Below are 18,748 nucleotides of genomic sequence, written 5' to 3' on the forward strand. Positions count from 1 at the left end.
CCGGGGGCGATAGTTTCCCGCCTTCCTGCCTCAGGCGCTGTGCCGTGTTTTGCGCATCAGATAGATATCCATGATCCAGCCGTGGGTTCTGCGGGCCTCGGCGCGGGCCTTCATGATCTGCGGTGCCATGCGCGAGAGCGGGCCGCTCAGGCGGATTTCTTCTTTCATACCGGCATAGGCGGACCACCAGATCTCGAGACCTTCCGGGTCGAGAGCCTCGAAGGCTCCGCCCTGATCCAGCATTACGACAACTGTCCCGATGCCTTCGGGCCAGCCCTCCTGGCGCAGCTTGCGCCCGGTGGTGATGGCCACGGCCGCACCGATTTCGTTCAGCGGGATCGCGTGGCCCGCAGTCATCGCCTGTATCGCGGTGATCCCGGGCACAACGCTCAGCTCGAGCGGGGTAGCGCGCGCCACCCTTTCGGCAATGCGCAGGGTGCTGTCGTAAAGCGACGGATCGCCCCAGACCAGAAACCCCGCGCGCCCGCCTTTTGGCAAGGCCGCGTGCAATTCGCGCTCCCAGATACGGGCAATGTCGTCATGCCAGTCATCGACCCTGCGACGGTAATCGGGTTGGGCGGGGTCGCGCACCGGCAACCGGAATTCGCGCAGCTGTGGCCCCTGCGTGCCGGTGACCCTGGCACAGATCGCGCGGCGCGCTTCGGCCAGATCGTCTTTCCCGGGGCCCTTGAGCGGGATCAGGATCACATCGCAGGCCCTGATCGCGTCAATGGCCTGCAAGGTCAGATGGTCAGGATTACCGGCCCCGATCCCGATCAGCGACAGATGGAACATCCTACTCCCCCGAAAGATGAAAAGCGCGCCCCTTGCGGAACGCGCCTTGTCTTTAACAGGTTGGAACGGGGCTCACCAGTTCTTCGCCCCGTTTCTTCTGCGAAACCGTCGCGCGGCCTCAGGCGGTATAGACCCGCGAAAGCACGAAACGGTTGCGCCCGATCGCCTTGGCACCGGCCAGAACGGCCAGATCGATCAGCGGCTCCAGCAGGATCACCGACATATAGGCAATGCCGAAGGTCGCCACATTTGCCAAAGACGCCGCCGAGACGCCCTCGCCATAAAGGACCCAGAACGCGACCCAGGCGACAACGCCCCCCTGATAGGCGGTCGAAAGTGCCAGTGCCTGACGATAGGTGATATCGGCATAGGCCGTGTGAGGCGCGATGAGACGTTTGGCCAGTGCCGAAAGCGCAAAAAGCGGGACCAGCAGCGTGGTGACGTTCATGAAATATTGCGGCAGATCGAAGGGGGCAAAGAACAGCCCCTGCAGCAGCAGCCCCATTGCCAGACCGATGGCCGCCGGCACAAGGCCCAAAGTCAAAAACAGCGTCGAGCCCAGAATCAGGTGGACTTCGGACACGCCGACCGCGTGATGCGGAAAGACTTCGAAAAACACGAAAACGGCAGCGGTGGCCGCAACGGCGCGTGCCAGCGTGACCGGCAGATCGCCAAGATGGAGGGTTTTGATCGCCTCGCGGGTGACATAGGTGGCCGCGCCTGCGGCGGTGGCATAGCTCAGAAACAGTTTGGCGCCCGTAACGACGCCCGGTTCGATATGCATAGCGGTATCTCCCTGCCGTCGACCCCGACGGCGTGATTGATGGAACAGACAGGGCTTGCGCCCCGACGCACGGCAGGTCTCCTGACTTGCGGTTCATCGCCATCGCGCCGCCTTCCCCCGATTTCGGACCGGAGTGGCTGTCAGGCGCGGACTCGCCGCTTACAGTTGCGGGGGCAGTTCCGGATTTGGCGCCTGATGGCTACACCGCACCGGATTCCCTTTTCATCCGGCAACACCTCTTGGCTGCCGGAAACCGTCTCTCCGGTTTTGAATAAGCAAAGGGCTCAGGTCAATAAGACCTAAGCCCCGAGCGGAAATTTTTTCTCTATAGCTGTCTCGGATTCGCGTCTCAGGCGGGGGCAAGCGCCCCGTAAAAGATCAATGCCGGTTTTTGCGACACGGCTCCGGCGGATAGTTCCGCCGTTATCTTGGCCGCCAGCGCGCGCATCGTGCCGCGCCAGATCACCTCGTCGGGATGGGAAATCGATTCGGCCATCAGCGCCGGAGTGTCCAGATCCAGCCCCGCCTCGGCCAGCCGCTCGGACAGCGCAACAAAGGTCCGGCGTGCCATATAGACCGCCGTAACGGCCTGCGGATCGGCCAGCGCGGCCATATTCATCTCGTCGGGCAGAGCCCCCGTGACATCATGGCCGGTGACAAATTGCAGCCGCCGCGCCGTCAACCGCCGTGTCAGCGGGATTTGCGCCGCCGCTGCCGCCGAAGAGGCCGCCGTCACCCCGGGAACGATCTCGAAGGCGATCCCCGCCGCACGGCAGGCGGCCAGTTCTTCTTCCAGCCGCCCGAAAATACCGCAATCGCCGGATTTCAGCCGCACCACCTTGCCGCCGCTGCGGGCATGGTCGACCAGAAGGCGGCTGACATGGTCCTGTTTCGGCGAGGGGCGCCCTGCCCGCTTGCCAACGCCGATCAGGTCACAATCGGGGCGTGCAAGATCAAGGATCGGTCCGGCAGAGAGATCATCGAACAGGATGGCGTCGGCCTGCCGGATACGGTCGGCGGCGCGCAGGGTCAAAAGCTCCGGATCCCCCGGACCCGACGAGACGAAACTGACGAAACCGCTCATGCGACCTCCGAAATCAGGTGAAAGAATGTCCCGCTGACATAGCCCCTGCGCGAGCCGGTTTCCACCACCGATGCACCCGCCGCATCCACCACCTCGGCCAAAGGCAGATCGGGTTGCGCGAGGATGGTCGAGAAATGGAACTCGTGCCCGCGCAGCTTCTGGCCTGCCGCCAGACCGGGGATGGGCGCGGCCAAGGTGGCCAGCCGGTAGCCCAGATGCATCTTGCGCGCCGCATAGGATGTCTCGAGCCCCAGCAATCCTGCCATCTGGTGGCGGTGCCCGTCCTTATCGACAAGCCCTTGCCCCAACACCATATAGCCGCCGCATTCGCCATGCACGGGGCGGGTTCCGGCCAAAGCCGTCAGACCCGCCAGAAAACGCCCGTTCGCAGCCAGACGCCCTGCATGCAATTCGGGATAGCCACCGGGCAGCCAGACGCAATCGGCGCTTGGGTCGGGGGCCTCATCCGCCAGCGGCGAGAAGGGCATGATCTCGGCCCCTGCGGCGCGCCATCCTGTTACAAGATGCGGATAGAGAAAGGAAAATGCCTGATCCTGCGCAAGCGCGATGCGTTGTCCGGGCGGGGGAACGGGGCGTCCGGCCCCTGCGGGACATTGCGTCGGTGCGGCCAGTTCACGGATCTGCGCCAGATCCAGATGGGCGGTCACCAGATCAGCCATCGCGTCAATCTGTGTCTCAAGCTCGGGGCGCTCGCTGGCCTGAACCAGCCCCAGATGGCGCGAGGGCATTTCAAGCCCCCTGACCCGCGGCAGGCAGCCCAGACAGGGCACAGCCGCTGCGGCCAGACCCTCGCGCACCATCGCCTCGTGACGCGGGCTGGCCACGCGGTTGACCACCACGCCCGCCACCCGCACATCGGCGCGCAGCCGTGCAAAGCCCAAGGCCACCGCGCCGACCGATTGTGCCTGACCGGATGCATCGATCACCAGCACCACGGGCCAGCCTGTCAGCGCCGACAGATCCGCCGCCGTCCCGCGCGCCGTAGCCCCGATCGCGGTGACCCCGTCAAACAACCCCATCGCGCCTTCCGCGATCACCAGATCGGCCCCCTGCGCAGTGGCGATGATCTGCCCCATCAGCCCCGCCGGCATCGCCCAGCTGTCAAGATTGGCCGAGGCCATGCCCGCGGCCGCATGATGAAAGCCCGGATCGATGTAATCCGGCCCCGCCTTGAACGGGCGGACCACCACGCCCGCCCGCCGGAAGGCGCGGAGCAAGCCCAATGTCAGCGTGGTTTTGCCAGTGCCCGATCCGGTGGCCGAGACGATCAGCCCGTCGGGGATCATTCCTGCCCCTCCGGAAAGCGCGGCGCGGTGCCCACGGGGCGGTAGCGGCGGTCGTAATCGCCCGCGTAAAGGCAGCTCTCGGCAAAGCCTTCCTGCGCAAGGCTCCGCCCCACCAGAATAAGTGCCGTGCGCCCGCGCAACCCGTCGCTGGCGGCAATCACCTCGCCCAGATGCGAGCGCAGGATCTGCTGGTCGGGCCAGCTTGCGCGCCAGACCACGGCCACCGGACAATCCGCCCCGTAAAACGGGGTCAGCCGCGCGACGACCTCGTCAAGCACATGCACCGACAGATGGATCGCCAAGGTCGCGCCGCTGCGTGCAAAGGTCTCCAGCGTCTCGTTTTCCGGCATGGGCGAGGCGCGGCCCGAGGTGCGCGTCAGCACCAGCGATTGCGCGACACCGGGCAGGGTCAGTTCGGTTTCAAGTGCCGCCGCCGCCGCCGCAAAGCTGGGCACGCCGGGGCAGATCTCGTAGGGGATGGCTTCGGCACGCAGACGGCGCAGCTGTTCGCCCATCGCCGACCAGATCGACAGGTCCCCCGAATGAAGCCGCGCCACATCCTGCCCGGCCTGATGCGCCTTACGGAGTTCGGCGATGATCTCGTCCAGTGACAGCGGAGCGGTATTGATGATCCGCGCGCCGCTCGGGCAATGCGCAAGCAGCGCCTCGGGCACCAGCGATCCGGCATAGAGGCAGACCGGACAGGCGGCAATCAGATCGCGCCCGCGCAAGGTAATCAGGTCGGCGGCCCCCGGGCCCGCGCCGATGAAATAAACGGTCATTCCTTCTTCTCTCCCTTCAGGCTGTCGGCAAGGGCGGTCGTCATTGTGCCGCAGGGCGAGATGGCCCTTGGCTGCACGATCCGCGCCTCCGGCCCTGCCGCCACAAGCGCCAGTGCCTCGGCCACCGAGCCGGTGCCGAACCTCTCGGCCACGCGGGCCGAATATGTGGGGGTCGCAACCCCGTTCAAACGGCTGCGCGCAATCAGGCAGACCGGCAAACCAGCGGCTTGCACGGCCTGAAGCACGGTCTGAAGCGCGGGATGATCGGCCTTATCCGCAAGGATCGCCAGCATATCGGGCGCAGCTTCGCGGGCGGCATCAAGAAGCGCCGCGAGGGCCGCGCTTTCGGCACGCGATTGCAGCCCCACTCCCAGCACCCGCGTCATCTGATGGCACTCCATTGCAGGATCGGTCGTGCCCTGTTCCAGCCACGCATGCGCCCCAGCGGGGCCTCTTCGGCCAGTTCGACCCGCAGCAGATGCCCGCCACATTCGGCCTGAAGCGCCAGATACAGCGCCTCGCTTTCCAGCGTCACCGCATTGCCCACCAGACGTGTGCCTGCGGGTATCCGCGCCCAAAGCGCTTCGAACCCTTCGCGCGACAGCCCGCCGCCGATAAAAACGGCATCGGGGGCGGCAGATGGCAGGGTCTGGGGCCAGTGCCCTTCATGGATATCGATACGGTGCTCGACACCGAATTGCGCGGCGTTCTGTCCGATCTGCGCCAGCCTGTCCGGGCGCGGCTCCAGCGCGCTGGCCTGCCCGCCTGCCAAAGCCCATTCCACCGAGATAGAGCCGCATCCCGCCCCCAGATCCCAGAGCCTTTCGCCCATACGCGGGGCCAGCGCCGAAAGCGTCAGCGCCCGAACGGGGCGTTTGGTGATCTGGCCGTGATGGGTAAAAAGATCATCGGGCAGGCCGAAGCCACGCGGCAGGCCCCGCCCGCCCGCAACGGCAATCGCCACCAGAACCGGTGCGCCGAAATGACCTGCCACCTGATCGGCGCGCATCCGGTGACGGCGCTCTCTCGCCCCCCCCAGCGCCTCGAAGACCGTCAGCTCCGACGCCCCGAAGCCCAAGCCCGTCAGATAGGCCCCGAGGTCGGGCACCTGTGCACCGCCGCGCAACGTCACGACCAACTTCGCGCCCTGCTGCAAATCCGCGCGCATGCGGGCCAGCGGAGCGGCATGCAGACCGAAGCTTGTCACCTCTTCCAGCCGCCAGCCCAGCCGCGCCGCAGCCCATGACACTGACGAGACCGCCGGATGGCAGATCCAGTCCTGCGGCGACAGATGGCGCACCAGAGATCCGCCCGCCCCGTGCCAGAACGGATCGCCCGACGCCAGAACCACCACCTCCAGATCTGCAGGCCGTCCCTCGCGCAGCGCCAGAACGGGGGCCAGATCGAAGGGGATCGGCCACGCGCGCCCGCGCGCCCCCGCCCCCACCAGCTCCAGATGGCGCGGCCCGCCGAAAATGACCGCCGCGCGTGCCAGAATTTCGCGGCTTGCATCCGACAGTCCCGCTGGTCCATCCTCGCCCAAACCGATTATGTGCAGCCAAGGCTTACCCATGTCCCGTATCCTTCTTCTGGGTGGCACCACCGAAGCCGCTGAAATGGCGCGCCTTCTGGCCGTTTCGGGCCAGAGCGCGGTATATTCCTATGCCGGTCGCACCCGCGCGCCGGTGGCGCAGCCGCTGCCGCTTCGGGTGGGCGGATTTGGCGGTATCGAAGGGCTGCGCCACTATTTGCGGCACGAGACCATCACCCATGTCATCGACGCGACCCATCCTTTTGCCGCGCAGATGAGCCGCCACGCCCTGCATGCCTGTGCGGCAGAATCTGTGCAACTGTGCAGCTTCGAGCGGCTGCCCTGGCAGGCGGGGCAGCGCGACCGCTGGCGATCCGTGCCCGATATGGAAGCCGCCGCCGCCGCGCTGCCCGCCACGCCCGGCCGCATTTTTCTGGCGATCGGACGGCAGAACCTTGCGGCTTTCGCTGGGGCGCCCCAGCATCATTACCTGCTGCGTCTTGTCGATCCGCCCACCGATCCGCTGCCGCTGCCCGATGCGCAGGTCGTGCTGGCACGCGGACCGTTCGAGACGGCGCAGGATCTGGCTCTGATGTCCAAGCATCGCATCACGCTTGTGGTGGCCAAAAACGCCGGAGGACGCGGGGCGGAAGCCAAAATCGAGGCGGCCCGGCAGTTGCAGATTCCGGTGATCATGATCGAACGCCCCAAACTTGCAGGGCGCCGGATCTTCCATCACGCCGATGACGTTCTGGGCTGGCTTGAAAGCACCGGTGCAGGGGCCGCGGGAGATCATGGCGTTCAGGATGCCTCGGGATAGGAGCGCGGCGTATAGGTGAACCGCCCGACCTGCCGTGTTTCGGCGGTGCCCAGAATCACGACGGTGCGCATATCGGCCATGTCTTCACGGGCCTGCCCCAGAGGCACCGTCACAATCCGTTCGTCAGGGCGCGAGACATTGCGCGCAAAGGAAACCGGCACCGTTGCGGGCAACTCTTCGCGCAGGATCGCCAAAGCCTGACCGAACTGGTGCGGGCGCGAGGCCGAACGCGGATTGTAGAAGCCCATCGAAAATCCGGCCTGTGCCGCAAGCCGCAGCCGCTTCTCGATGATCGGCCACGGTTTGAGGTTATCCGACAGGTTGATGGCGCAGAAATCATGCCCCATCGGTGCCCCGATCCGCGCACTGGCCGCCAGCATCGCTGTAATGCCCGGCAGGATACGGATATCGAGATCCTGCCAGCCCTGCGGCCCCGCCTCAAGGGCCTCGAACAGCGCCGAAGCCATTGCAAACACCCCCGGATCGCCGGAGGAGACAATCACCACCCGCGCGCCCTTGGCGGCCAGTTCCAGCGCATGGCGGGCGCGGTCCAGCTCGACCCGATTGTCGCTTTCATGCTTGGTCAGCCCCGCACGGTCGGGCACGCGGCGGACATAGGGAATATAGCCGATGATATCGGTGGCCTCGGACAGCGCGGCCTGCACTTGTGGCGTCACCAGATCCTCGTCACCGGGGCCAAGCCCCGCCACTTGCAACCAGCCGCTCATGGTCTGCGCCCCTGCCCATGCACCACAACAATCGAGAAATAGGGCACCTCGCCGGTGACCTCGTCAAGCCGTCGCACGGTCTGGTTGTCCATCGTGCCATGCGTGACGATCCACGCATCCCCGAATTTACCGGCGCTCTGCAACGCGCGGGTCAGCTTCGGCAGATTGCGTCCGATCTTCATCACCACAAGCGCGTCGGTCTGCGCGATCCGTGCCGCCAGATCGGCCTCGGGCAGGGTCGCCATCGCAACGGTCAACACATCATCGCCCCATGTGATCGGCGCGCCGGTCGCCGTCCAACAGCCCGACATCCCCGTAATTCCGGGCACCACCTCAACGGGAATACGGTCCTTGAGGCGGGTATAGAGATGCATGAACGAGCCGTAGAAGAAGGGGTCGCCCTCGCAGAGCACGATCACATCCTGCCCCTGACATAGCATGGCAAGGCGCTCGGCCCAATCGTCGTAAAATTCCGAAAGCAGGCGGTTATATTCGGGGTCGGTAAAAGGGATCTCGACCGTCACCGGATAATCCATCGGATATTCGGTGACCCCGTCCGGCAACAGGCCCTCGACGATGCGGCGCGCCTGCCCCATCCGCCCCTTCTTGCGGAAATAGGCGACATGACGGGCCGCTCCCACCAGACGATGCGCCCGAACCGACATCAGATCGGGATCGCCGGGGCCCAGCCCCACACAGACAAGCTTGCCCATCTTATTCCTTCCGGCTGGCCAGCGCGTTGACGGCCGCCACGGTAATCGCCGAGCCTCCCAAGCGTCCGCGCACGATGACCGAGGGCACGGGCAGATCCTGCATCAGTGCCTCTTTGGATTCCGCCGCCCCCACAAAGCCGACAGGGCAGCCGATAATCGCCGCCGGACGCGGGCAGTCGGGGTCTTCCAGCATATTGAGCAGATGGAACAGGGCCGTGGGCGCATTGCCGATGGCCACCACCGCACCGGCCAGATGCGGGCGCCACAGCTCCAGCGCCGCCGCCGAACGCGTATTGCCCATCGCCTTCGCACGCTCGACGATATCGGGGCTGTGCAAGGTGCAGATCACCTCGTTTTGCGCAGGCAACCGCGCGCGGGTGATGCCTTCCGAGACCATCCGCGCATCACACAGGATCGGGGCCCCCGCCTGAAGGGCGGCGCGGGCAATGCTGGCCATGCCCGGCGAAAATATCACATCGCGTTCCAGCCCCACCAGCCCCGCGGCGTGGATCATCCGCACCACAACCGGTTCTTCATCCGTGTCAAACCGTGCCAGATCGGCCTCGGCACGGATCGTCGCAAAGCTCTCCGCGTAGATTTTGGCCCCGTCGGTTTCGTATAAATGCGGCATTAGTCCCCCGCGCCTTCTCTGATTTCTTTGGTCAATTCGGTTTCACTCAAATGCCCCGCAGCCAGCGCCGAACTCCGGCAGTTCCGGCCAAAGGCCCATCCGCTGGCGGTCGCCACCGCCACCATGTCGCAGTCTTGCGGGTGGGCACAGCCCTTGGTGCAGCCCGAGATATGCAGGTGCCCGCCAGCCGGCAGGCCCTGTCTGGCGATCTTCTGTGCCAGAGGCCGTGTCGGGCTGAGACCTTGCGGGCAGGCAGGCGCGCCCGTGCAGGCAGACATCCGCAGGCGCGGATCATCGGCCCTGGTCACAGCACTGGCAATATGCGGAAATTCACGGGCCTGCTCGACAAGAACCATGCGCCACGGCGTCAGACGCAGCTTGCCATAGCTGGCAATCTCGGCCAGTTCCTCGGCCCTGATCTGCCCGAAGGCCACGCCAAAAAACGCGCCCTGTGGCAAAAGCTCCGGAGCGGGGGGCGCCGCCCCCTTCTGTTTGGGGCTTTCGCGCCATGCAGGCGGCAGATCCGCCCCCTGCGCCAGATGCCGGTGCATCCGGCCACGCCCTTCGGTCATGCCGCCGCTGGACAGAAACCATTCGGCCATCTCCAGACAGGCCGCCACAGCCGTTTGCACGGTCACGGGACGTCCGGCGCTGGCCCCGTCCGCACGGCAGATCAACCCCGCCTGCCCGCGTTCGAGCCGGATATCGGCAGAGGCGTCCTGCAACAGGGGCACCTCGCCGCAATCCACCGCAAAGCCGAATTTCGCCGGAAGCGCGGGGCCGTCCTCACCGGCCAGCGCCGCGCTCAGCGCATCGCCAAGCCGCTGGGTCAGATCGCCCATCTGCCAGAAGGGCTGGGTGATGACATTGCGCCGCGTCTCGGCAGCCAGCGAATGATCAAGCAGCCCCAACGGTGCCAGCGCCTTCAGCACGGCCTCGTGATCTTCGGGCCGGATCCCCCGCAGCTGCAGGTTGCCGCGCGAGGACAGGTCGATGAGACCGTTGCCGAATTGCGCGGACAGGCCCGCCAGCGCCCCTGCCTGCCCTTTCGTCAGCCGCCCGTACCAAGGCCGGACCCGCACCACCAGCCCGTCGCCCGACAGCATCGGTCTATGGGCACCGGGGCACCACCCCCTGATCTGCGCTGCATTGCCTTGCGGGGCCTGCGGCTGCCCTGTGGCCTGTGTCATTCATCTGCTCCCAAAGCGGTTTGAGCCAGCGCATCCTGAATCGAATTGCGCCGCGTAACCCAGAGGTTAGCATCAGACAAGGCCCGAAACCTATCCCACATCGCCGCCAGTGCCTGCGGATTGTCCTTTTCAAGGAAATCGACCACCTCGCTGCGGCCCAGAGTGGCCTCGAAATAGAGGTCGAACAGATGGCTCGGCACAGCGCGTGACAGATGCGCGAACGCGGCAAGATGATCCAGTGTCGCGGCAATTTCAGCCCCGCCACGAAAGCCGTGCTGCATCATGCTATCGGCCCAATCCGGATTGGCGGCGCGCGCCCGCACCACACGGGCGATTTCTTCCGTCAAGGCACGGGCACGGGGCTGATCGGGACGGGTGGCATCCAGATGGTAGGATTTCGGGGCCGCCTGCCCCAGACGCGCCATTGCCGCCGCAAAGCCCGCCTCATGCGCGGCATAATCCGAAGCCACAAGAAGATCCGTCTCGGGCAGATCCTGCAGATGCACGAATGTATCCGCCTCTGCCAGCCGCATCTCGAGTGCCGCACGGGCGGGCATGATATTTCCTTTGGCATCAATCGCATGGGACGAAGCATTCAGCCATGCCTCCCCCGCCATCACACGCCCCTCATCGGAATAATCCTCAAGCGCCTCTCCCATATTCAACCCGTAAAGACCGGGTTTGGGGCCGAAAACGCGCGGGGTTCTGGCCCGATAGGGATTGTCTTCTGCCGCTTCCTCGCGCTGTGCCAAAGCCTCTGCCGCCAGTTCGAAAAGCTGCGCCAACCCCGGAAACACGTCACGGAACAACCCTGACACCCGCAAGGTCACATCGATCCGCGGACGGTTAAGCAAGGCCAGCGGCAGCAGCTCGAACCCCGAAACCCGTTCGGAATTGCTATCCCAAACCGGTTTGATACCGGCAAGATGCAGCGCCATCGCAAATTCTTCGCCTGCGGTGCGCATCGTGGCCGACCCCCACAGATCGACAACCAGCCCCTGTGGCCAATCCCCGTGATCCTGCAGGTGACGGCGGATCAGCTCTTCGGCCAGCTTGACCCCTTGGGTATAGGCCGCCCGCGACGGCACTGCGCGCGGATCGGTGGTAAAGAGATTGCGCCCCGTCGGCAGCACATCCGCCCGCCCCCGATGCGGACTGCCCGAAGGACCGGGCGGCACGAAACGCCCCGCCAGCGCGCGGATCACCCCTTGCGTCTCCGCCGTGCCGCAGGCGCCGGTGCCAAACACATGCAGCCCTTCGGCATATTGGCTTTCCTTGATGTCGCAGACGAACGCATCCAGACGGGTGATCGCCTCGGCGGCCGAGGCGGCCTCTGCGATCCCCAGATCGGCCTCTACCCCGCGCCCCTGTGCCTCGGCACGGATATCGGCAATAAGGCGGTCGCGGCGGGCGGGGTCCAACCCGTCGGCGGTGGAATATTCATCCATCAACGCCTCCAGCCGCATCAGGTTTTCAGGCATCGCGGTCTGCGCCAAGGGCGGCGGTACATGGCCAATCGTTACAGCGCCGATGCGACGCTTGGCCTGTGCGGCCTCGCCCGGATCATTCACGATAAACGGATAGATGACAGGACAGGCGGCCAGCAGGGCCTCTGGCCAGCAAGCTTCTGATAAGGCGACAGATTTCCCGGGCAGCCATTCAACCGTGCCATGTGCGCCCATATGGAGGACCGCATCGGTCTGGCCACGCAGCCAGAGATAGAAGGCCACATAGGCATGACGTGGCACGCGTGACAGATCGTGATAATCCGTCTCGCGCGAGGCACGATCGGCGCGTTCGGGCTGCAACGCCACGACCCCCTTACCACAGCGGATCGCCGGAAACTGGAACTGCCCGTTGCGGCAGGCGGGGTCGTCCTCGGGGGCACCCCATGCCTCGGCCAGATCATCGCGCAGACTGTCGGGCAGATTGGCCAGCGCCAGCCGATAGTCATCCAGCGAATAGTGCAGCACGGCATGCTGCAAGACGGCGCCCAGATCGCTGACTTTGGTCAGGGGATATCCCTCTTCCGCAAGCGTCGCCACCAGATGTTCCACCGAGGCCAAGGCATCCAGCCCCACCGCATGGGCAATCTGGTAGCTCTTGCCCGGATAGGTCGAAAGCACGAAGGCCAGACGTTTTTGCGCGGCAGGCATCTGACCGAGCCGATACAGCGCCAGAACCCGTTCGGCAACCTGCGCGACCCGCCCCAGATCGGGGCGATGGGCGAAACGGGAATATTGCAGATCCGGATCGCGTTTGCCGGGGCTTTTGAATGAGATCACGCCACCAAACAGGCGGCCATCCACCTCGGGCAGCACAACATGCATCGCCAGATCCGAAGGGGCGAGACCGCGCTCGGAGGCGGCCCAATCGCGGCGCTGCGCGGTGGAAAGCGCCACCTGCACCACCGGCACATCGGCCTGATCCAAGGGCGAGCCACCTTCGGCACCCTGCGCCGAAAACGCGGTGGCATTAACGATTGCAACCGGTTTGAGCCGCGCAATCTCACCGCGCAGCCAATCCGGCACACCCGCCGCTTTCAGGGAGGGCACAAAGACCCCGAAAGCTGCAAATCCCCGCGCCCGAAGCGCTTCGATCAAGGCATCGACAGGGGCGGTATCGGCCGCCGTCAGATAGGACCGGTAGAAGGTCACAAAGGCCACCGGCCCGGTGTCCTCGGGCGGCGCAATAACGCCCTTTTCGGGCAGGTAGAACCCGTAATCGGGCACCGATTTCAGCCCCGCCACCGGCCCCGCATACAGCCCCGCAGCCAGAGCAAGCTGGGCCAGCGCGGCCTGTGCGGCCACCGCCCCGCCCGCATCGCACAGCGCCTGCAAGCGCCGCAATGTCGAGACCGGCAGCGTGGAAAGCGCATCAAGGCGCGCATCCTCGCGCCCATCCGCAGGCAGGACCGCCAGTGCGATGCCCTTGCGCCGCGCCAGATCCTGCAGGCAGGCCAGCCCGTAAGGCCAGTAGCTTTCGCCACCAATCAACCGCACAAGCACGCCCTTTGCCCCCGAAAGGGTCTGTTCGACATAGGTATCGACCGAAAGCGGATGTTTCAGCGCGACCAGATTGGCCAGTCGGCAAGAGGGCAGCGGGCTGCCCCCCTGCGCACGTTTCCAGCCTGCCGCGAACGCGCCCAGATCACTATCGGAAAAAGACAGCACCACCAGATCCGCAGGGGCCTGCGCCAGATCCTGCGGCTGATCGGATTGATCAAGCCCGTGAGTTTCGCGAAAGACGACATGCATGATTTAGGCCGATACCAGTCCCAAAGCGGTTTCGATCGCCGCACGGTCGATATGATCATGCTCGGCAATCACCACCAGCTGCGAGGCACGCGGACGGCTGCCCCAAGGCTGGTCGAACTGGCCGCGCAGGCGGGTGCCCACCGCCTGCACCAGATAGCGCATCGGCTTGCCCTTCACCGCCAGATAGCCTTTCATCCGCAGGATATTGAGATCCTCCGCCATCGCGATCATGCGTGCCTCAAGCCCTGCGATATCCTCGATCTCGCCCAGATCCACGACAATCGTGTCGAAATCGTCATGTTCATGGTCGTGGTGGCCGTCATGATGGGACGGGCGCGCCTCAAGGTCGTCTTCCGCCGCCGCATTCAGCCCCAAGATAACCTGCGGGTCGATTTCGCCTTCGGTCATCGGCAGGATCGGCAGCTTGCGCGGGGCCTCGGCCTCGATGACGGCACGGGCTTTTGCCAGCCCCTCCTCGCCCGCCAGATCGGCTTTGGACAGAAGCACGATATCGGCGCAGGCGATCTGGTCCTCGAAGACCTCCGACAGCGGCGTTTCATGATCAAGCGAGGGATCGGCGGCGCGCTGTGCATCGACCGCTCCCAGATCGGGCGCGAACTGGCCGGAGGCGACAGCCTCGGCATCCGCCAGCGCGATCACCCCGTCCACCGTGATCCGCGAACGGATCGCAGGCCAGTCGAAGGCTTTCAGAAGCGGTTTGGGCAGCGCCAGCCCCGAGGTCTCGATCAGGATATGGTCGGGGGTTTCAGGCAGCGCCAGAAGGCGTTCGATGGTGGGAATGAATTCATCGGCCACGGTGCAGCAGATGCAGCCATTGGCCAGTTCGAGGATGTTATTCTCGGGGCAGTTTTCATCGGCGCAGGATTTGAGGATATCCCCATCCACCCCTGCGGTGCCGAATTCATTGACCAGCACGGCCAGACGGCGGCCTTGCGGGTTTTGCATCAGATGGCGGATCAGCGTGGTTTTGCCCGCGCCCAGAAACCCTGTGACAACCGTTACCGGAACCTTTGCGAGATTGGTCATTGATCACTCCTGCGGATCATTTTGCGGCGGAATACGCGCAATGGATTGTTTGCGAAAGATTACCGGGCGTGCGCGCCAAGGCACCAGACCATCGGTGGTGTCCTTATAGGCGCGGATCCCGCTAAGGATATCCTCAAGATGCAGATCGGGATCGAGATCGCCATAGACATAGGTCCAACGCTGCGCCCCTCCGGCCAGAACCATCGAACAGGACCGCGTGCAGGCCGAAAGACATTCGGCAGCCCGCACCTTTACGCCCTGCGGCAGGTCGGCGTGCTGCAGCGCCTGATGCAACCGCGTTCCCGGACGCGGATCGGCCTCGTCCCCTGCGCGGCGGCAGGTGGTGCAGATTGTCACGGTTACATCTGTCATATGCTCTCCCTTACAGGGCGCATAGCACTGGCCGAAAGCCGAAACCACCGGTTTCCCCTTCCGTCCGGCCACGACACACCCCGATCGCCCGTTCTCATCCGCGTCTCAGGCAGGTCTCCCGGCTTGCGAAGTCAGGAAGAGAGTCTCCTCCTGCCGGTCGCGCCTTCCCGGATGGCTCCAGTGGCATGCGGCCTCTTCGGTCACGGTCGCGGGGGCGGCTGCGCTTGGGACCGTGTCGCACCGTCCCTATCGCATTCCCTTTTCACCTGTCATAGACAGGAACCTGAACGCAGGGCTAAAAGACGTGAGTGCCCCGCCTTTGTCAAGGAAGGAGATCCCGATGCCCGAGACATCGCAAACGACCCCCTCGCCCGAAGATATGGCCGACCGCCATGCCAGCAAGATGGCCAAGAAGAAGGCCGCCCGTGACAAGATCATGGCCACCAAGGAAGGCGAAAAAGGTCTGATCATCGTCAATACCGGCGCAGGTAAGGGCAAATCCTCTGCCGGTTTCGGGATGATCTTGCGCTGTATCGCCCATGAAATGCCCTGCGCTGTCGTGCAGTTCATCAAGGGCGCATGGGATACGGGCGAACGTCGTCTGATCGAAGAGCATTTCTCCAATATCTGCCAGTTCTACGCGATGGGGGAAGGTTTCACTTGGGAAACGCAGGACCGCGCCCGAGATGTCGCGATGGCCAAGCGCGGGTGGGAAAAAGCGAAAGAGCTGATCCGCAATCCGGAAATCCGTTTCGTGCTGCTGGACGAGATCAATATCGCGCTGCGCTATGACTATCTGGATATCGACGAGGTCGTGACCTTCCTGCGCGACGAGAAACCGCCGATGACCCATGTGGCGCTGACGGGGCGCAATGCCAAGGACGCGCTGATCGAGGTCGCCGATCTGGTCACCGAGATGACCTTGGTCAAGCACCCGTTCCGCTCGGGGATCAAGGGCCAGAAAGGCGTGGAATTCTGAACGATCGCGGGCCGTTTTTGCGAAAAGGCTTGCTTGACGCATCGTCCTTGGGAAGCCCTGCCGGACCAGTTTACATGCGGGGCTTTCGGGATGAGGGAAAACAAGGTTATTTTAACGATGTTACGCCATGATGCTCCTGCCACATTCGGCAGGGTCCCGAAGCTGGCAGAAGGTGGGCGCACCGCATTTCCCGAAGCCAGCTGCCACTGTCTTGGTCGAGATGCGGTGCAGTCCCGCCCGTGCTCGGCGGCTTGGGGACGGGGCTGCCCTGGCGCGGCGCAGCGTGACGTGACAGGCCGGAGGGCTGCGTGATGGTGGCGCTGATGATTCAGGGCGCGGGCTCCAATGTCGGCAAATCGATGCTGGTGGCAGGGCTTTGCAGGGCCGCACGGCGGCGCGGGCTGACGGTGGCCCCGTTCAAGCCGCAGAACATGTCCAATAACGCAGCGGTCACGGCGGATGGTGGCGAAATCGGTCGGGCGCAGGCGCTTCAGGCACTGGCCTGCGGGCTGGAGCCCGTCACCGATATGAACCCTGTCCTGCTCAAGCCCGAAAGCGAGACGGGATCGCAGGTCGTGGTGCAGGGCCAGCGCCTGACCACCGTGCGCGCGCGGGACTATGCCGCGCTGAAACCGTCCCTGATGGGCGCGGTTCTGGACAGTTTCAACCGTTTGCGCGCCCGCCATGATCTGGTGATCGTCGAGGGCGCGGGCAGCCCTGCCGAGGTCAATCTGCGCGCCAATGACATTGCCAATATGGGCTTTGCCTGTGCCGCGGATGTGCCGGTGGTGCTGGCGGGCGATATTGACCGCGGCGGGGTCATCGCGCAGATCGTGGGCACACAGGCCGTTCTGTCCGCGCAGGATGCGGCGCAGATTGCCGGCTTCCTGATCAACAAGTTCCGCGGAGATCCACGGCTTTTCGATGAGGGCTACCGGCTGATCGAGACACGTACCGGATGGCGCGGGTTCGGCGTTCTGCCGTGGTTTGCCGAGGCCGGTCGCCTCCCTGCCGAGGATGCTCTGGACTTGCCGAAAGTCTCGCAAGGGGCGGGGCTGAAAGTGGTCTGTCTGGGGCTGTCGCGCATTGCCAATTTCGATGATCTCGATCCCCTGATGCAGGAGCCTTCGGTTCAGGTCTCGATCCTGCGGGCCGGTCAGGCCCTGCCCGGAGACACCGATCTGGTGATTCTGCCCGGATCGAAATCGACGCGCGGCGATCTGGCCTTCCTGCGCGCGCAAGGCTGGGATATCGACCTGCAGGCCCATCTGCGGCGCGGCGGGCATATTCTGGGGATTTGCGGGGGATACCAGATGCTTGGCCGCAGCATTCAGGACCCGCACGGGCTGGAAGGGCCTGCGGGCACCGAGGCGGGGCTGGGCTTTCTGGAGGTCGATACGCAGATGGTGGCGCAAAAGCGCCTGACCCGCGTCAGCGCCCGTCATGCCGCCTCGGGCGCGATGTTTTCCGGCTATGAAATCCATATCGGGCGCAGTGATGGCCCCGATAGGGCGCGCCCCTTTGCCTATGTCGAGGGCACGCCCGAGGGGGCGATATCGGCGGATGGACGGGTCAGCGGCAGCTATCTGCACGGGATGTTCGGTGATGACGGGTTCCGCAGCGCATGGCTGCGCGCGCTGGGGGCACAGTCTAGCGGCATGAATCACGGCGCGCTGGTCGAGGCGACGCTTGACCGGCTTGCCGACCATCTGGAAGCGCATCTGGATGTGGCGGGGCTACTGGCCCTCGCCCGTTAGGACCGCCTCCAACCGTGCCCATTCCTGCGCGGAACCGGGCAGGCCCAGCCTGATCCAGCGCGGATGCCACGGGAAAATCCGGCTCCAGATGCGCGCGCGTGCAAGGCAGGTCTGCGCGCCTGTGGCATCGGGGGTCTCGTATAGCCGGAACAGTTCGGCCCCGCCCGCCCGTTGCCAGCCCGCGCGCTGTGCGAGGCTGTCCATACGGATGACATCCTCATGCAGCCGCGCGCAGGTCTGTTGCTGCCAGCGGGTATCGGCCAGCGCCTGCTGCCCGATCGCCAGCGCCGCACCGCAAACCGGCCACGGACCCGCCATCTGCCGGATCTGCGCAATCTGGGCCTCTGCCCCCAGCACAAAGCCCAAGCGCAGCCCGGCCAGACCGTAGAATTTCCCGAAGGACCGCAGCACGAACAGATCCGGCGCACCAAGATGGGCCACCACTGACAGATCGGGGCGCGGATCGGCAAAGCTTTCATCGACCACCAGCGCGCCGACCTTCTGACGCAGCGCCAGTAATGTCGTGGCGGGATGGCTCTGCCCGTCGGGGTTGTTGGGGTTGACCACAACCGCCAGATCGGCCCCGCGCAGCTCTGCGATCGTGGTGACCTCCTGCACCTCCCAGCCCGCCTGTCGCAGGCTGGCAGCATGTTCGTTATAGGTCGGGCCAAGCACCCGCGCCCGTTTCGGCCCGCCGATGATATGCGGCAGGGTCTGGATGGCGGCCTGCGCACCGGCCAGCGCGGCAATCGCGGCGTCTTTCAGGCCATAGGTCCGGCGCGCCACGGCCAGAAGGCCCTCCATCGCGCTGCGCGTCGGCAGATCGGTATAGGCCTGCGACGGCAGAGCGGGCACGGGATAAGGCACGCGATTGATGCCGGTCGAGAGATCGATCCAGTCATCGCCCCCGAATATGGCCATCGCCTGATCGAGATTTCCGCCGTGATCGCGCATAGGATACCTTTCAGAAC

At 65.0% G+C, this 18,748-nt stretch carries 18 protein-coding genes and 2 riboswitches; of the genes, 3 read left to right on the plus strand and 15 right to left on the minus strand.

Annotated features, from left to right (window positions below):
* Positions 1-30: 30 nt before the first annotated feature.
* The 7 genes from cobF to cbiE form a co-directional block, all read right to left on the minus strand.
* A complete protein-coding gene (cobF, locus tag AC2ISB_RS05995) occupies positions 31-795 on the minus strand; it encodes a precorrin-6A synthase (deacetylating) (protein ID WP_486576617.1) in 765 nt (254 codons plus the stop codon).
* Between the two features lie 118 nt (positions 796-913).
* On the minus strand, positions 914-1,579 hold the full coding sequence (locus AC2ISB_RS06000) for an energy-coupling factor ABC transporter permease (protein WP_339107346.1): 666 nt from the start codon (positions 1,577-1,579) through the stop codon (positions 914-916).
* Positions 1,580-1,633: 54 nt separating this feature from the next.
* A riboswitch (cobalamin riboswitch) is annotated at positions 1,634-1,852 on the minus strand.
* 76 nt (positions 1,853-1,928) lie between these two features.
* Positions 1,929-2,663 (minus strand): uroporphyrinogen-III C-methyltransferase, encoded by a 735-nt coding sequence (gene cobA / locus AC2ISB_RS06005; RefSeq protein WP_339107347.1) that lies wholly within the window; start codon positions 2,661-2,663, stop codon positions 1,929-1,931.
* Positions 2,660-3,970: a cobyrinic acid a,c-diamide synthase CobB gene (locus AC2ISB_RS06010; protein ID WP_486576620.1), complete on the minus strand. Its 1,311-nt coding sequence runs from the start codon at positions 3,968-3,970 to the stop codon at positions 2,660-2,662. Before AC2ISB_RS06010 ends, cobA begins: the two co-directional genes overlap by 4 nt.
* A complete protein-coding gene (gene cobM / locus AC2ISB_RS06015; RefSeq protein WP_339107349.1) occupies positions 3,967-4,752 on the minus strand; it encodes a precorrin-4 C(11)-methyltransferase in 786 nt (261 codons plus the stop codon). The genes AC2ISB_RS06010 and cobM overlap by 4 nt, the downstream gene beginning before the upstream one ends.
* On the minus strand, positions 4,749-5,138 hold the full coding sequence (locus AC2ISB_RS06020) for a cobalamin biosynthesis protein (RefSeq protein WP_406736523.1): 390 nt from the start codon (positions 5,136-5,138) through the stop codon (positions 4,749-4,751). Before AC2ISB_RS06020 ends, cobM begins: the two co-directional genes overlap by 4 nt.
* Positions 5,135-6,325: a precorrin-6y C5,15-methyltransferase (decarboxylating) subunit CbiE gene (gene cbiE / locus AC2ISB_RS06025; RefSeq protein WP_486576622.1), complete on the minus strand. Its 1,191-nt coding sequence runs from the start codon at positions 6,323-6,325 to the stop codon at positions 5,135-5,137. Before cbiE ends, AC2ISB_RS06020 begins: the two co-directional genes overlap by 4 nt.
* Between cbiE and AC2ISB_RS06030 the strand changes: the two genes are divergently transcribed.
* Complete coding sequence (locus AC2ISB_RS06030; protein WP_486576624.1) at positions 6,324-7,103, plus strand: cobalt-precorrin-6A reductase; 780 nt, start codon at positions 6,324-6,326, stop codon at positions 7,101-7,103. The genes cbiE and AC2ISB_RS06030 overlap by 2 nt on opposite strands.
* Here AC2ISB_RS06030 and cobJ read toward each other — a convergent pair.
* Genes cobJ through AC2ISB_RS06065 form a run of 7 tightly spaced genes read right to left on the minus strand, consistent with a single transcriptional unit; the run spans position 7,085 to position 15,041 of the window.
* Positions 7,085-7,831, minus strand: a complete 747-nt coding sequence (gene cobJ, locus AC2ISB_RS06035; RefSeq protein WP_339107353.1) for a precorrin-3B C(17)-methyltransferase — start codon at positions 7,829-7,831, stop codon at positions 7,085-7,087. The genes AC2ISB_RS06030 and cobJ overlap by 19 nt on opposite strands.
* Positions 7,828-8,544 carry a precorrin-2 C(20)-methyltransferase gene (locus tag AC2ISB_RS06040; protein WP_339107354.1) on the minus strand — a complete coding sequence of 239 codons (717 nt, stop codon included), beginning with the start codon at positions 8,542-8,544 and terminating at the stop codon, positions 7,828-7,830. Before AC2ISB_RS06040 ends, cobJ begins: the two co-directional genes overlap by 4 nt.
* Before the next feature lies 1 nt (position 8,545).
* A complete protein-coding gene (locus AC2ISB_RS06045) occupies positions 8,546-9,175 on the minus strand; it encodes a precorrin-8X methylmutase (protein ID WP_339107355.1) in 630 nt (209 codons plus the stop codon).
* Positions 9,175-10,365 carry a precorrin-3B synthase gene (locus AC2ISB_RS06050; protein ID WP_486576626.1) on the minus strand — a complete coding sequence of 397 codons (1,191 nt, stop codon included), beginning with the start codon at positions 10,363-10,365 and terminating at the stop codon, positions 9,175-9,177. The genes AC2ISB_RS06045 and AC2ISB_RS06050 overlap by 1 nt, the downstream gene beginning before the upstream one ends.
* Positions 10,362-13,622: a cobaltochelatase subunit CobN gene (gene cobN, locus AC2ISB_RS06055; protein WP_486576627.1), complete on the minus strand. Its 3,261-nt coding sequence runs from the start codon at positions 13,620-13,622 to the stop codon at positions 10,362-10,364. Before cobN ends, AC2ISB_RS06050 begins: the two co-directional genes overlap by 4 nt.
* Before the next feature lie 3 nt (positions 13,623-13,625).
* Positions 13,626-14,669, minus strand: coding sequence for a cobalamin biosynthesis protein CobW (gene cobW, locus AC2ISB_RS06060; protein WP_486576629.1), 1,044 nt, complete (start codon positions 14,667-14,669; stop codon positions 13,626-13,628).
* Between the two features lie 3 nt (positions 14,670-14,672).
* Positions 14,673-15,041, minus strand: coding sequence for a DUF1636 family protein (locus AC2ISB_RS06065; protein WP_339107359.1), 369 nt, complete (start codon positions 15,039-15,041; stop codon positions 14,673-14,675).
* Between the two features lie 91 nt (positions 15,042-15,132).
* Positions 15,133-15,343: riboswitch (cobalamin riboswitch) on the minus strand.
* Positions 15,344-15,381: 38 nt separating this feature from the next.
* On the opposite strand from AC2ISB_RS06065, the gene cobO reads away from it, so the two are divergent.
* The gene (cobO, locus tag AC2ISB_RS06070; RefSeq protein WP_406736516.1) at positions 15,382-16,020 is read left to right on the plus strand and encodes a cob(I)yrinic acid a,c-diamide adenosyltransferase; all 639 of its coding nucleotides are present in this window, start codon (positions 15,382-15,384) and stop codon (positions 16,018-16,020) included.
* 311 nt (positions 16,021-16,331) lie between these two features.
* Positions 16,332-17,777, plus strand: a complete 1,446-nt coding sequence (locus AC2ISB_RS06075; RefSeq protein ID WP_339109508.1) for a cobyric acid synthase — start codon at positions 16,332-16,334, stop codon at positions 17,775-17,777.
* Here AC2ISB_RS06075 and cobD read toward each other — a convergent pair.
* Positions 17,757-18,731 (minus strand): threonine-phosphate decarboxylase CobD, encoded by a 975-nt coding sequence (gene cobD / locus AC2ISB_RS06080; protein WP_486576631.1) that lies wholly within the window; start codon positions 18,729-18,731, stop codon positions 17,757-17,759. The genes AC2ISB_RS06075 and cobD overlap by 21 nt on opposite strands.
* Between the last annotated feature and the right edge of the window lie 17 nt (positions 18,732-18,748).

Source organism: Thioclava sp. NS-SX20 (genome assembly GCF_057380695.1).